The sequence below is a fragment of the Nocardioides renjunii genome, assembly GCF_034661175.1.
GTDB lineage: Bacteria > Actinomycetota > Actinomycetes > Propionibacteriales > Nocardioidaceae > Nocardioides > Nocardioides renjunii.
Genome location: NZ_CP141058.1, coordinates 3711502 through 3724189, shown reverse-complemented (window position 1 = coordinate 3724189; position 12688 = coordinate 3711502). Strand labels below are relative to the sequence as shown.

The 12688-nt window shown below is 74.1% G+C and carries 14 protein-coding genes and 1 tRNA gene; 9 read left to right on the top strand and 6 right to left on the bottom strand.

Going from position 1 to position 12688, the window contains the following annotated elements; genetic code table 11:
- Positions 1-46: 46 nt before the first annotated feature.
- The 3 genes from SHK17_RS17865 to SHK17_RS17855 form a co-directional block, all read right to left on the bottom strand.
- On the bottom strand, positions 47-418 hold the full coding sequence (locus SHK17_RS17865) for an MscL family protein (protein WP_322920206.1): 372 nt from the start codon (positions 416-418) through the stop codon (positions 47-49).
- A gap of 57 nt (positions 419-475) precedes the next feature.
- Positions 476-1111 (bottom strand): SAF domain-containing protein, encoded by a 636-nt coding sequence (locus SHK17_RS17860; protein WP_322920205.1) that lies wholly within the window; start codon positions 1109-1111, stop codon positions 476-478.
- An 83-nt stretch (positions 1112-1194) separates the two neighbouring features.
- Positions 1195-1566: an FmdB family zinc ribbon protein gene (locus SHK17_RS17855; RefSeq protein ID WP_322920204.1), complete on the bottom strand. Its 372-nt coding sequence runs from the start codon at positions 1564-1566 to the stop codon at positions 1195-1197.
- Positions 1567-1682: 116 nt separating this feature from the next.
- Between SHK17_RS17855 and SHK17_RS17850 the strand changes: the two genes are divergently transcribed.
- Positions 1683-4310 (top strand): penicillin acylase family protein, encoded by a 2628-nt coding sequence (locus tag SHK17_RS17850; protein WP_322920203.1) that lies wholly within the window; start codon positions 1683-1685, stop codon positions 4308-4310.
- Positions 4311-4314: 4 nt separating this feature from the next.
- Here the strand turns inward: SHK17_RS17850 and SHK17_RS17845 are convergent, their stop codons facing one another.
- Positions 4315-4935, bottom strand: coding sequence for a 5-formyltetrahydrofolate cyclo-ligase (locus tag SHK17_RS17845; protein ID WP_322920202.1), 621 nt, complete (start codon positions 4933-4935; stop codon positions 4315-4317).
- Positions 4936-4957: 22 nt separating this feature from the next.
- Between SHK17_RS17845 and SHK17_RS17840 the strand changes: the two genes are divergently transcribed.
- The 7 genes from SHK17_RS17840 (at position 4958) to SHK17_RS17810 (ending at position 10303) form a co-directional block, all read left to right on the top strand.
- The gene (locus tag SHK17_RS17840; RefSeq protein WP_322920201.1) at positions 4958-6361 is read left to right on the top strand and encodes a UTP--glucose-1-phosphate uridylyltransferase; all 1404 of its coding nucleotides are present in this window, start codon (positions 4958-4960) and stop codon (positions 6359-6361) included.
- Positions 6354-7595, top strand: a complete 1242-nt coding sequence (gene glp, locus SHK17_RS17835; RefSeq protein ID WP_322920200.1) for a molybdotransferase-like divisome protein Glp — start codon at positions 6354-6356, stop codon at positions 7593-7595. Before SHK17_RS17840 ends, glp begins: the two co-directional genes overlap by 8 nt.
- A complete protein-coding gene (moaC, locus tag SHK17_RS17830; RefSeq protein ID WP_172266708.1) occupies positions 7595-8077 on the top strand; it encodes a cyclic pyranopterin monophosphate synthase MoaC in 483 nt (160 codons plus the stop codon). The genes glp and moaC overlap by 1 nt, the downstream gene beginning before the upstream one ends.
- The gene (locus tag SHK17_RS17825) at positions 8074-8550 is read left to right on the top strand and encodes a molybdenum cofactor synthesis domain-containing protein (RefSeq protein ID WP_172266705.1); all 477 of its coding nucleotides are present in this window, start codon (positions 8074-8076) and stop codon (positions 8548-8550) included. The genes moaC and SHK17_RS17825 overlap by 4 nt, the downstream gene beginning before the upstream one ends.
- 44 nt (positions 8551-8594) lie before the next feature.
- A complete protein-coding gene (locus tag SHK17_RS17820; protein WP_322423179.1) occupies positions 8595-9155 on the top strand; it encodes a GNAT family N-acetyltransferase in 561 nt (186 codons plus the stop codon).
- A gap of 60 nt (positions 9156-9215) precedes the next feature.
- On the top strand, positions 9216-10169 hold the full coding sequence (sepX, locus tag SHK17_RS17815) for a divisome protein SepX/GlpR (protein WP_322920199.1): 954 nt from the start codon (positions 9216-9218) through the stop codon (positions 10167-10169).
- A gap of 58 nt (positions 10170-10227) precedes the next feature.
- Positions 10228-10303: transfer RNA gene (locus tag SHK17_RS17810), tRNA-Ala, on the top strand.
- 102 nt (positions 10304-10405) lie between these two features.
- On the opposite strand, the gene SHK17_RS17805 is transcribed toward SHK17_RS17810, so the two are convergent.
- Together SHK17_RS17805 and SHK17_RS17800 are read right to left on the bottom strand one after the other, a co-directional pair.
- Positions 10406-11110 carry a GAF domain-containing protein gene (locus tag SHK17_RS17805; RefSeq protein WP_322423177.1) on the bottom strand — a complete coding sequence of 235 codons (705 nt, stop codon included), beginning with the start codon at positions 11108-11110 and terminating at the stop codon, positions 10406-10408.
- A gap of 541 nt (positions 11111-11651) precedes the next feature.
- A complete protein-coding gene (locus SHK17_RS17800) occupies positions 11652-11804 on the bottom strand; it encodes a hypothetical protein (RefSeq protein ID WP_172266696.1) in 153 nt (50 codons plus the stop codon).
- Between the two features lie 263 nt (positions 11805-12067).
- Here SHK17_RS17800 and SHK17_RS17795 point away from each other — a divergent pair, with 263 nt between their 5' ends.
- A complete protein-coding gene (locus SHK17_RS17795) occupies positions 12068-12679 on the top strand; it encodes a hypothetical protein (RefSeq protein WP_322920198.1) in 612 nt (203 codons plus the stop codon).
- Positions 12680-12688 lie beyond the last annotated feature (9 nt).

Below are 12688 nucleotides of genomic sequence, written 5' to 3'. Positions count from 1 at the left end.
CGCGGACCACCCCGAGGCTGGACGGAATGCCAGCGAGGGTCCCGGGTCAGACGGAGTCGTTGCGCGCCTTGAGCAGGTCGCGGATCTCCTCGAGGAGCGCGACGTCGGCGGGCGTTCCGGCCTCCTCCGTCGGGAAGTAGCGGTCCTTGGCCTTCGTGTAGGGCATGACCACGAAGAAGTAGACGACGGTCGCGAGGATGAGGAACGCGACGAGAGCGGTCAGGAACGGGCCCACCTCGATCTCGCCGGGGGCGTAGTCGTCGAAGTTGGGCTGCGCGCCGCCGGTGGCCTTGGCGATGGCCGAGAGCAGCATCCCGGTGAACGCGGTGACGACGGCGGCGAAGGCCGTGCCCATGATGACGGCCACGGCGAGCTCGACGAGGTTGCCGCGGAGGATGAAGTTCTTGAAGCCGCTCATGGTCGATTCCCTCTGGTCGGGCCCCGAGAGGCCGCGCGTGCGTGGACGCGGGCCACGCTAGCGGCTCCAGGAGACCGTCAGGAATTGCGACAGCGCGGCGCTGGCCACCTCGACCGCCTCCGTGGCGGACGTGCCGACGACGACCAGCGCGCCGCCGGACGCGCCGGCCGGCCCGTCGGGGACGCCCGTCGGCGTGGCCAGCACCCGGACGTCCTGCGCCACCACCGTCGAGGTGCCGTCGGCGGGGTCGGTCGCCACGAGGTCGACCTCGTCCCCGGCCTGCAGCAGCCCGGCCATCCCGGCGTCAGGCAGCCGGACCGGCAGCACCGTGTCGCCGGGCTGGGCGAGCGCGAGACCCGGGCCGACGACGCGTACGTCGGTCACGACCTCGCCGCGGGTGAGCGGGCCGGCGAGCACCCGCCCGGTCGCGTCGGACGCGGCGCCGGTCGGCGCGAGCTCACGCGGGAACGCCCGGGCAGCGAGGTCGTCGTCGTCCAGCACGGTGCCCGACGGCAGGTCACGGGCGGCGACCAGGACCTCGACGGTGTCGACCGGGGGAGGCGCGAGCGTGCGCAGCGCGCTCAGCGCCGCCGCGGCGGTCAGGGCGGCGGCGATCAGCCGGCGCCGGCGCCGCAGCTGGTGGCGCACGGCGCGCACGCGGCGGCGCATCGGTGGAAGTCCCGTGGCGAGCATGGCCCGACGCTAGGACGATCCGCGCCGGCCCGCTCCGCCTCTCCACAGGCTTCACGTGGCGCGCCGGGCGGGCCGGCCGGGTCTCAGGCCGAGGAGCTGCTCGAGCCGCTCGACGAGGACGAGCCCGAGGAGGACGAGCCCGACGAGGACGAACCGGAGGAGGACGAACCGGAGGAGGACGACCCGGACGACGACCCGGAGGAGCCCGACGAGCCCGACGACTCCGAGGACGACGACGAGCCGGACGAGCCCGACGCCGGCGCCGCGGACTTCGCACCCTCGCGGCTGTCGGTGCGGTAGAAGCCGGAGCCCTTGAACACCACGCCGACGGCGTTGAACAGCTTGCGCAGCCTGCCGTTGCACTCGGGGCAGACGGTCAGGGCGTCGTCGCTGAAGCTCTGGAACTGCTCGAAGGCGTGCCCGCACTCGGTGCAGGCGTACTGGTAGGTGGGCATGTGCGTCCTCGGGGTGCTGGCTCAGGGAGCGATCTGGGGGCGATCGGCCGGGCCGGCGCGACGCGCTGGCACTCGAGCCCTTCGACTGCCAATGGTACGGCACAATGGGCGACGCGATGAGCGAGCCGTCACCAACCCCCGCCCCCGACACCGCCGACCCGTCCCGGGCCCGCTGGTGGCAGACCGTCAAGCGCGCTCCCCGGGCGGTGAGGTGGACGGCGTGGATCGCCCTCGGCCTGGTGCTGCTGCTCGTCGTGCTCGCCGCCGCCGTCGTGGGCGTCGTACGCCGCCCGCTGCCGCAGGCCGACGGCGAGGCGGAGCTGCCGGGCCTCTCGGCCTCGGTCGAGGTGGTCCGCGACGAGCAGGGCATCCCCCAGGTCTACGCCGACACCGACGACGACCTGATGCGGGCCCAGGGCTACGTCCACGCCCAGGAGCGGTTCTTCGAGATGGACTTCCGCCGGCACGTGACCGCCGGCCGGCTCTCGGAGATCTTCGGCGCCGACACCCTCGAGACCGACAAGATGATCCGCACCATGGGCTGGCGCCGGGTCGCCGAGCAGGAGTGGGCGCTGATCGAGCCGGCGACGCGCGACGCGCTGACGTCCTACGCCGAGGGGGTCAACGCCTACATCGCCGACCGCTCGCCGTCCGAGCTGGCCGTCGAGTACAGCGTGCTCGGGCTCACCGGTCTCGACTACGCCCCCGAGGAGTGGGAGCCGATCGACTCCCTCGCGTGGCTCAAGGCGATGGCGTGGGACCTGCGCGGCAACATGGACGCCGAGGTCGACCGGGTGCTGCTCTCGCTCGACCGGACCGAGGAGGAGATCGCCACCCTCTGGCCGGACTACCCCTTCGACGACCACCCGCCGATCGTGTCCGGGGGCGGCGTCGTCGACGGCGTCTTCGAGCAGAACGCGTCGGGCAACGCCACCCGCAACCCGCGCCGCCCGGCGTACCCCCCGGGCGTCGTGGCCGCCCTCGAGCGGGTGCAGGACCAGCTCGCGGCGATGCCGGACCTCGTCGGCAAGGGGCGCGGCATCGGCAGCAACTCGTGGGTCGTCGACGGCGAGCGCAGCGCGACCGGCATGCCGCTGCTGGCCAACGACCCGCACCTCGGCATCAGCCAGCCGGGGATCTGGATGCAGATGGGGCTGCACTGCCGCGAGGCCGGCCCCGACTGCACGCTCGACACGTCGGGCTTCACGTTCTCCGGCGTCCCCGGGGTGATCATCGGCCACAACGCCGACATCGCCTGGGGCTTCACGAACCTCGGGCCCGACGTCACCGACCTGTTCCTCGAGCAGACCGAGGGCGACGACCGCTACGTCCGCGACGGCGCCGCCGAGGCGATGGACGTCCGCACCGAGACGATCGAGGTGCGCGGCGAGGCCGACGTCGAGCTCCGGGTCCGCGAGACCGTCCACGGCCCGCTGATCAGCGACGTGTCGACGGAGTTCGCCACCGTCGGCGCCAACGCCCCGACCGACGAGCCCGGCGTGCGCGGCAGCGGCTACGCCGTCGCGCTGGCGTGGACCGCCCTCGAGCCCGCCCCGACCGCCGACGCGATCCTCCAGCTCAACCGCGCCTCCGACTGGGACGAGTTCCGCGAGGCCGCCTCCCACTTCTCGGTGCCGGCGCAGAACCTGGTCTACGCCGACCGCGAGGGCCACATCGGCTACCAGTCGCCCGGCCGGATCCCCATCCGTCGGGCGGGCAACGACGGGACCATGCCGGTCGAGGGCTGGGTCAGCGCCAACGACTGGACGGGCGAGTTCATCCCCTTCGACGGGCTGCCGAGTGTGCTCGACCCGGAGGAGGGGTTCATCGCGACCGCCAACCAGGCCGTCGTCGACGAGCGCTACCCCTACCTCCTCACCCGGGACTGGGACTACGGCTACCGCTCCACCCGGATCCGCGAGGCCCTCCTCGCCGAGGGCGAGCTGTCCGTGCAGGAGATGGCCGACCTCCAGCTCGACTCGACCAACCCGATGGCCGAGACGCTCGTGCCCTACCTGCTCGACATCCAGGACCTCCCCTCGCCCTACTACCGCAACGCGCAGAACCTGCTCCGCGACTGGGACTTCACCCAGCCCGCCGACAGCGCCGCGGCGGCCTACTTCAACGTCGTGTGGCGCACCCTGCTCGAGATGACGTTCCACGACGAGCTGCGCCAGCGCACGTGGCCCGACGGCGGCGACCGCTGGTTCCTCGTGGTCAGCCGGATGCTCAGCGAGCCGGCCGGCGCGTGGTGGGACGACGTCGAGACCGACGAGGTCGAGCGGCGCGACGACATCCTGCGCGCGGCGATGCTCGAGGCGCGCGACGAGATGACCCGGCGGCAGGCGCGCGACCCGCGGCTGTGGGAGTGGGGGCGGCTGCACCGGATGAACCTCCACAACGCCACCCTGGGCGAGTCGGGCGTCGGGCCGGTCGAGCGGCTGTTCAACCGCGACGGCTGGGAGGTCGGCGGCGGTTCCTCGATCGTCGACGCCACGTCGTGGAACGCCGTCGAGGGCTTCGAGGTCACCGCGGCGCCGTCGATGCGGATGGTCGTCTCGCTGGCCGACTGGGACGACTCGCGCTGGATCAACCTGACCGGCGTCTCCGGGCACCCGGCGTCCTCGCACTACGCCGACCAGACCGAGCTCTACGTCGAGGGCGAGACGCTGCCGTGGGCCTACACCCGCGCCGCCGTCGAGGAGGCGGCCGAGGACCGGCTGGTGCTGGTCCCGGCCGGGTGAGGCCTCAGCCCAGGACCCGCACGCCGCGGTCGGTCAGGGCAAAGCCGACGCGTACGTCGTGCGGGTCGGTCGGCACGGCGAGCCCGACCTCGTCGTCGTGGAGCACGACCGCCACGGGCGTGCCGGGCACGACCCGGGGCAGCGCCCGGTCGTAGCAGCCACCGCCCTGGCCGAGCCGGTCGCCCGCACCCGAGACGGCCAGCCCCGGCACGAGGACGACGTCGGCCCGGCCGATCGCCTCGACCCCGAGCCGCGGTCCGGTCGGCTCGAGCAGCCCGCGGACGGCGGGGGCCAGGTCCTCGCGGCCGGTGTGGACGGCCCAGTCGAGGTCGAGCCCGCGCAGGACGACGGGGAGCAGGACGCGCTTGCCGGCCGCCAGCAGCGCGTCGAGCAGGAGGCCGGTGCCCGGCTCGCTGCCGACGGAGACGTACGCCGCCACGGTGGCCGCCCGGCGTACCTCGTCCCAGGTCAGGGCGACGTCCGCGACACCGGCCGCGAAGGCGGCCGCCTCGCCCAGCGGGCGGCGCTTGCGGGCGGCCCGCACCTGGTCGCGCAGGGCGCCCTTGGCCACCGTGCCGTCGGTCTCCGACCCAGTCCGATCGTCCCCGCCCCATGACGCGTCCACCTGAGCAGCCTACGATCGAAGCATGGCAAGCAAGGGCAACCCCCGCGGCCTCCAGCTCGCACGCGAGAAGATGCGACAGGCCGGCGTCGACGAGGTCGCGATCGACACCTTCGCGCACTACTACCGACTGCTCGAGCACGGTGAGACCGGCATGATCGCCGAGGACACCATCGAGCCGCTCGACATGGAGGCGCTGGCCGACGTCGACGTCCCCGGGGACACCGCGGCGGAGGCGATCCGCAGCACCGCGGTCATCAAGCTCAACGGCGGCCTCGGCACGTCGATGGGGATGGACCGGGCGAAGTCGCTGCTGTGCGTGCGCCGCGGCCTGAGCTTCCTCGACATCATCGCCCGGCAGGTGCTGCACCTCCGCCAGGAGTACGACGCCACCCTGCCGCTGCTGTTCATGAACTCCTTCCGCACCTCGGCCGACACCATGGCGGCGCTGGCCCGCTACGACGACCTGCCCGTCGAGGGCCTGCCGCTGGAGTTCCTCCAGAACAAGGAGCCCAAGCTCCTCGAGGCCGACCTCATGCCGGCCGCCTACCCCAAGGCGCCGGACCTGGAGTGGTGCCCGCCCGGCCACGGCGACATCTACACCGCGCTACGCGGCACCGGCCTGCTGACCCGCCTGATCGAGGCCGGCTACCGCTACGCCTTCGTCTCCAACTCCGACAACCTCGGCGCCGTCCCGGACGCGCGGGTGGCCGGCTGGTTCGCGGGCAGCGGGGCTCCCTTCGCCATCGAGGCCGTGCGGCGCACGCCCTCGGACCGCAAGGGCGGCCACTTCGCGCGCCGCAAGCAGGACGGCCGGATCGTGCTGCGCGAGTCCGCGCAGACGCTCGACAGGGACCGCGAGGCGCTGGCCGACCTGACCCGCCACAAGTTCTGCTCGACCAACAACCTCTGGTTCGACCTGCAGGCGATGGTCGAGGCCCTCGACGCCCGCGGCGGCATCCTCGGCCTGCCGCTGATCCGCAACGTCAAGACGCTCGACCCGGCGGACCCGACGACGCCGAAGGTCATCCAGGTCGAGACCGCGATGGGCGCCGCGATCGAGGTCTTCGAGGGCGCGCGCACGATCGAGGTGAGCCGCGAGCGGTTCGTCCCGGTGAAGACGACCGACGACCTGCTCGTGCTGCGCTCCGACGTCTACCAGCTCGGTCGCGACTTCGTGCTCGACCAGTCGGGTGACGAGGTGCCCTACGTCTCGCTGGACGGCGACTTCTACAAGCTGGTCGGCGACTTCGACAAGCGGTTCCCCGAGGGTGCGCCGTCGCTGCGCGAGGCCGACTCGTTCACCGTCCACGGCGACTGGACCTTCGGGCGCGACGTGAAGGTCGTCGGCGACGTCACCCTGAGCGCCAAGGCGGCCAAGCGGGTCGAGGGCGGCACCGTCCTCGACGAGCAGGAGCAGCATGGCTGACGCGGTGCCCGGCCTGCTCCCCGTCGCCGACCACGTCGAGCGCATCCTCGCCACCGTCTCCCCGCTCCAGGCGTTCCCGCAGCCCCTCATGGAGGCCCTCGGGCTCGCGCTGGCCGAGGACGTCGTCGCGCCCATCTCGCTGCCGAGCTTCGACAACTCCGCGATGGACGGCTACGCCGTGGTCGCCGACGACGTGGCCGGCGCGAGCGAGGACGAGCCCGTGACGCTCCCGGTGGTCGGCGAGATCGGCGCCGGGCGGTCGTCCATCCTCGCGATGTCGCCCGGCACGGCGGTCAAGATCATGACCGGCGCCCCCGTCCCGGCGGGTGCGACCACCGTCGTCCCCTACGAGTGGACCGACCGCGGCGTGGTGAGCGTCCGCATCTCGCGCCCGGCCGTCCCCGGCCAGCACATCCGTCCGACCGGCGACGACATCACCGAGGGCGACATGCTGCTCGAGGAGGGCACGGTCCTCGGGCCGCGGCACCTCGGCATGCTCGCCGCCGTCGGGCGTGCGACCGTCCGGACGCGGCCGCGCCCCCGGGTGGTCGTGATCTCGACCGGCTCGGAGCTCCGCGACCCGGGCACCCCGCTCGGCCACGACTCCATCTACGACGGCAACTCCTACCTCCTCGCGGCCGCGGCGCGAGCCGCCGGCGCCATCGCCTACCGCGTCGGCATCGTCCCGGACGAGGCGCACGCCTTCACCGAGTCGCTGAGCGACCAGCTGGTGCGCGCCGACATCGTCGTGACCAGCGGGGGAGTGAGCGAGGGCGACTTCGACGTCGTCAAGGAGTCGCTGTCGCAGCACGGCACGATGTGGTTCGGCGGGGTCGGCATGCAGCCCGGCAAGCCGCAGGGCTTCGGCACGATCGGCGAGGACGACACCCCCGTCTTCACCCTGCCGGGCAACCCGGTCTCCTCCTACGTCTCCTTCGAGATGTTCGTGCTCCCGGCGATCCGCCGGATGATGGGCAAGCTGCCCTACGTCCGGCCCACCGCCCGGGCCCGCCTCACCCACGGCCTGTCCTCGCCCGCGGGCAAGGTGCAGCTCGTCCGTGGGCTCCACGAGACCGACCGCGGCGGCACCTTCGTCTCACCGGTCGGCGGCCACGGCTCGCACCTGATCGGCGACCTGGCCACGGCCAACTGCCTCATCGAGGTGCCCGCCGACGTCACCGCGATCCAGGCCGGCGAGATGGTCGCCATCCGCCGTCTCGACGAGGAGTTCTGATGGGGCCGTCCACGCCCGAGCGGCTGACGCACGTCGACGAGACCGGCGCGGCGCGCATGGTCGACGTCGGCGACAAGGCCGTCACCGCGCGTACGGCGACCGCGACCGGGCGGGTGCTCGTCAGCCCGGCGGTCGTCGAGCTGCTCCGCGGGGAGGGCGTGCCGAAGGGCGACGCCCTTGCGGTGGCGCGCGTGGCCGGGATCATGGGCGCCAAGCAGACCCCGGCCCTCGTCCCGCTCTGCCACCCGCTGTCCCTCTCGGGCGTCACGGTGGACCTGGCCGTCACCGACGCGTCGGTGGACATCACCGCGACCGTGCGCACCACCGACCGCACCGGCGTGGAGATGGAGGCCCTAACCGCCGTCTCGGTGGCCGCGCTGACCGTCGTCGACATGGTCAAGGCCGTCGACAAGGCCGCCGTGATCACCGACATCCGCGTCGAGGCCAAGAGCGGCGGCCGCTCGGGGGACTGGTCCCGGTGAGCCTGCGCGCCTGCGTCGTCGTCGCGTCCAACCGAGCCGCTGCCGGCGTCTACGCCGACGAGACCGGACCCCTGATCGCCGACTGGCTCCGCGGGCAGGGCTTCCAGTGCGACGATCCGGCCGTGGTCCCCGACGGCGACCCGGTGCGCGACGCGATCTCCGCCGCCGTCGCCGACGGCGCCCGGGTCGTGCTCACCACCGGCGGCACCGGCCTCACCCCCACCGACCGCACCCCCGAGGCCACCGCGCCGCTGCTCGACCGCCAGGTGCCGGGCATCGCGGAGGCCGTCCGGGCCGCCGGGCTCGCGAAGGGCGTCCCCACGGCGATGCTCTCGCGCGGCCTCGCCGGCATCGCGGGCGACTGCCTCGTGGTCAACCTGCCGGGCTCGCGCGGCGGCGTCAAGGACGCGCTGGGCGTGCTGGAGCCCGTGCTGGCCCATGCGGTCGAGCAGGTCGTCGGGAGCGACCACTGAGCGCGGCTCCCGGCTGGCCCGCCCGTCTCCAGTCGCAGGGCGTCGTGGTCCGGTCGCTGCGCAGGGCCGACGCCGACGAGTGGCGCGACGTCCGCGCCCGCAACCACGACTGGCTGCGGCCGTGGGACGCGACGGTCCCGCCCGGCGCGGCCCCGCGCCCGTCGTCGTACAAGATCGTCACCCGCTCGCTGCTCCACCAGGCCCGGCGCGGGCAGTGCCTGCCGTTCGTCATCGAGGTCGACGGCGCGTTCGCCGGCCAGGTGACGGTGAGCAACGTCGCCCGCGGCTCGGCCCAGTGGGGGTCGATCGGCTACTGGGTGTCCGCCGAGGTCGCGGGTCGGGGCGTGGCGCCCCGCGCCGTCGCGATGGTCATCGACCACTGCCTCGGGCCGGTCGGCCTGCACCGCCTCGAGGTCTGCGTCCGCCCGGAGAACACCAGCTCGCTGCGGGTGGTCGAGAAGCTCGGCCTGGAGCAGGTCGGCTACGCACCCCGCTTCCTGCACATCGACGGCGCCTGGCGCGACCACCGGATCTTCGCGGTCACGGCCGAGGAGGCACCGGAGGGTGTGCTGGCCCGGCTCCCGACACACCAGTCACACCAGTAGTTCTGCGACACACCACTTGACATCCGTCCCGGTCGTGCCCCGCGCTCCTACGCTTCGGGCGTGGACCTGAGCGCTCTCATCTTCGTCGCCCTTGCCGTGGCGTGGGCCGTCTACCTGATCCCCAAGGCCCTCAAGCACCACGACGAGGTCGTGCGCAGCCGGTCGGTCGAGAAGTTCTCCCACACCATGCGGGTCCTCGCGCGCCGTGAGCCCGTCGACCGGCGCAACGCCCGCCTCGTGGTCACCCCCACCCGCGCGGGCTCGCGCCCCCAGGTCGAGACCAAGGCCCGGGTGGCGCCCGACACTGTGGTCGCCGCGTCCGTGACCACCTCCGTGACCCGCTCGGTCGACACGACCGTCTCCGTCGCCCGCACGCCCTCGCCCGTCACGCGCGCCTCCGCGCGCCGCGCCGCCAGGCGGCGCCGCACCGTGCTGGGACTGGTCGTCCTGGTCAACCTCGTCGTCATCGCCCTCGCCGCCGCCTCGGTGGTCGCCTGGCCCTGGGTCGCCGCCCCGGTCGCCCTCCTGGTCGCCTGGCTGGTGGCGTGCCGCGTCTCCGTCCGGGCAGAGCGCCACCGGCGCGACACCGAGTCCGCCATCGAGGTCGGCCGGCCGCGCGTCGACGAGGAGCCCGGGGACGACGTCGACGTCACCGGCGAGCTGCCGGCGACCCCGTCGCAGCCGCGTACGCCCGACGCCCCCGCGCGGCCCGCCGAGGCGGGCCCGTCGGAGGTCCCGGCCCCGGCGGCGCAGACCCCGGCAGCCGAGTCCCCGGCGGTGACCACCGGCGAGATCCAGGTGGTCGGCGGCTGGGACATGGTGCCCACCACGCTGCCGACCTACGTCGGCAAGCCGGTCGCCCAGCGGCGTACGGTCTCGACCATCGACCTCGACTCCACCGGCGTGTGGTCCAGCGGCCACAACGACGAGGACTCGGCCCTGGCGCGCTCGGCCGAGCAGTCCGCCCGGGCGGCCCGCGAGGCCGACGGGACCCGCCGCGCGAGCGGTGCCTGAGCCGATTCGGTGAGCCCCCGAGGGCTCGTGTATCTTGGCGTCGCGCCGTGAGGCGCATGGGGCTGTGGCGCAGTTGGTAGCGCGTCTCGTTCGCAATGAGAAGGTCAGGGGTTCGAATCCCCTCAGCTCCACCACGCAAGGCAACGCCCCTCGCCGGGACTCCGGTCGAGGGGCGTGTTGCGTCGCGGCCCCGCCAGCAGCTCGGGGGCGCTCAGGGGCTGCCCGGGCCGGGCGACTCAGTCGTCGTGGTGGATCTCGATGATGACCCGCGCGAGCCGGCCCACCTGGACGCCGGCCCGGGTGGCCGAGTCCTCGAGCTGCTCGCGCGCGACCTCGACCGAGACCCGGCGGTGGGCGGCGAGGATCCCGGTGGCCGTCTCGACCAGCGCCTCCTCGCGCATCAGCGCCGGCGCCTGCTCGGCGACGAGGCGGGTGGAGAAAGCGAGGTCGGCGTTGGTGACCGCGCCCGGTGCCCACGCGCGGAAGACCTCGGCGAGGCGGGCGTGCTTGCCGTCGAAGGTGTGCTCGGAGCTGCCGTAGAGGTTCACGGTCCCGGTCAGGCGGCCTGCGCCTCCCATGATCGGGAACGTGAGCGTGCTGTGCACTCCGGCCGCTGCCGTGGCCTGGGCGAAGGAGCGCCACCGCGGCTCGCTGAAGAGGTCCTCGGAGGTCGTGGCGATCCCCTCGCCCGCGTCGGCGACGTCGACGCACGGCCCGCTGCTGAGGTATTGCACGCCGTCCAGTGCGGCGATCTCGTCGTCGGTCGCGACGAGGGTGAAGGTGAGCCCGTGCTCCCGGGAGGCGACGCTGGCGCCGACGAGACCGGGCGCGAGGCGCTGGGCGGACGCCGTGGCGCGGCAGAGGCCCACGAGGAGGGTGCCGTCGTCGTGGAGGGCGTCCAGCTCGGCGAGGGCCTCGAGCGTCTCGGGGATGGGCTTCATGGCGTGCCGTACCCCTGACCGGGTGCCCCAATGTGGGGGTGACCGCCCCACGGTCAGCGATGACGCACCGATGGGCCAGGTCGTTCGCGGGCACCCTGGGCACCTGCGCTGCAGAGCCTACGGGCTGACGGGCGTCCTGTCCGGCGAACGCGAGGAACCACCTGGAGCGGGGAGACGCCCGGCGGGAGGCGTGGAGGGGGCGGCCCAGGTGCCCGCTTCTTGAGCACCCGGGCCTGGGCCTCCGGGCACCTGTTGCCGAACCCGGTGGCCTGCCGCGCCGTACCCGACGGCAGGTGGTCCGATGCCCGACTTTGGGATGAAGGCGCGGGCTCGTCCGCCGGTCCCGTTCCCGCTCGGCGACCGCCTCGGGTCCGGTGGACCCGGCCGGCGCATGTGGGGGACGGTGCCGGCCGGGCCCCGCGCGGCCGTGGCAGGGGGTGTGCCGGCTCGCGCATCCGAGGTGTAGCGGGGACCTCCATCGTGCCCCCGCCGCGGTCCCCCGTCCATACCTGCCGGGGTGAGCCGGCGACCGGGCCGATGGTCAGGGGCGGGTGCGGGTGCGCTGCCCCCGGTGGGAGGGCGCCTGCCGTGCCTTGTTCTGCGGGTCGATCGCGGTCAGGAGGACCAGCAGGGCCGCCAGCCCGGCCAGCACGCCGAAGACCATGAGCAGGCCGGCGCTGATGTCGTTCGCCATCGGGATCAACTTTCGCGGGAGGAGGATTCCTCCGCAGGTACCCGCGCCATCGGGGCACATGAAGCCCGCCCACCCGCAGGAAGGGACGCCGGCGCTCGTGGGGGTGAGCCCGGGGGGACCCCGCCGGCCGGCTGCTTGACCGGCGGGGTCGAGTGGGGCCCTCCCCCGGCGCGGTCGACGGTGGCCCCGTACCCCGTCGCCGTCGTCGTACGCGTGGGGCCACCGGCGTCGAGGCGCGCGCGTCCCGGCGCTACGGTCGGGTCGTGGCCGACTTCCAGCGCATCGTCGTGGTCAGCACGCGGGCGAGCACTGCTGACGTCGACCGGGTGCGCGCCGGGCTGGGCTCGACGGCCGTGGTGCTGACGGCGCCGACGGCCGAGGCGAAGCGGGTGGTGCAGGGACTCGGCCGCGCTCCGGTGCCCGAGGTCGTGCTGGCGCCGGTGAGCTATCCCGACGCCGACCGCGGGCACCGGCTCGACGCCGTCGTCCGGCGCCATGCGGTGGCGGACCGCTTCCGCGACGTCGTCGTGGTCGCCGACCCCGCGACGGTCGTCCTGCTGCTGCGCGCGCTCGCACCCGACCAGCTCGCCGAGGGCGGACCGGTCACCGAGGTCGGCCTCCCGCGCGGGCCTCGGCCCGTGCCGCTGGGCCCGGCGGCTGCCGGCGGCGTGGCGCTCGCCGTGGTCGCGGGCGTCGTGGGGCTCGTCGTCCCGGTCTGGCTGCTGCCGGCCCTCGTCGTGGCCGCCGGGCTGGTCCTGCTCGTCGTGCCGGGACGGCGCCACCTCGGGTACGCGCTGCTGATCGCGACCGGCGTGGCCGCGATCGTCACCCTGCTGGCCATCGCCGGGTCGGACCGGTTCCCCGGCGCCTGGTGACCCTGGGCC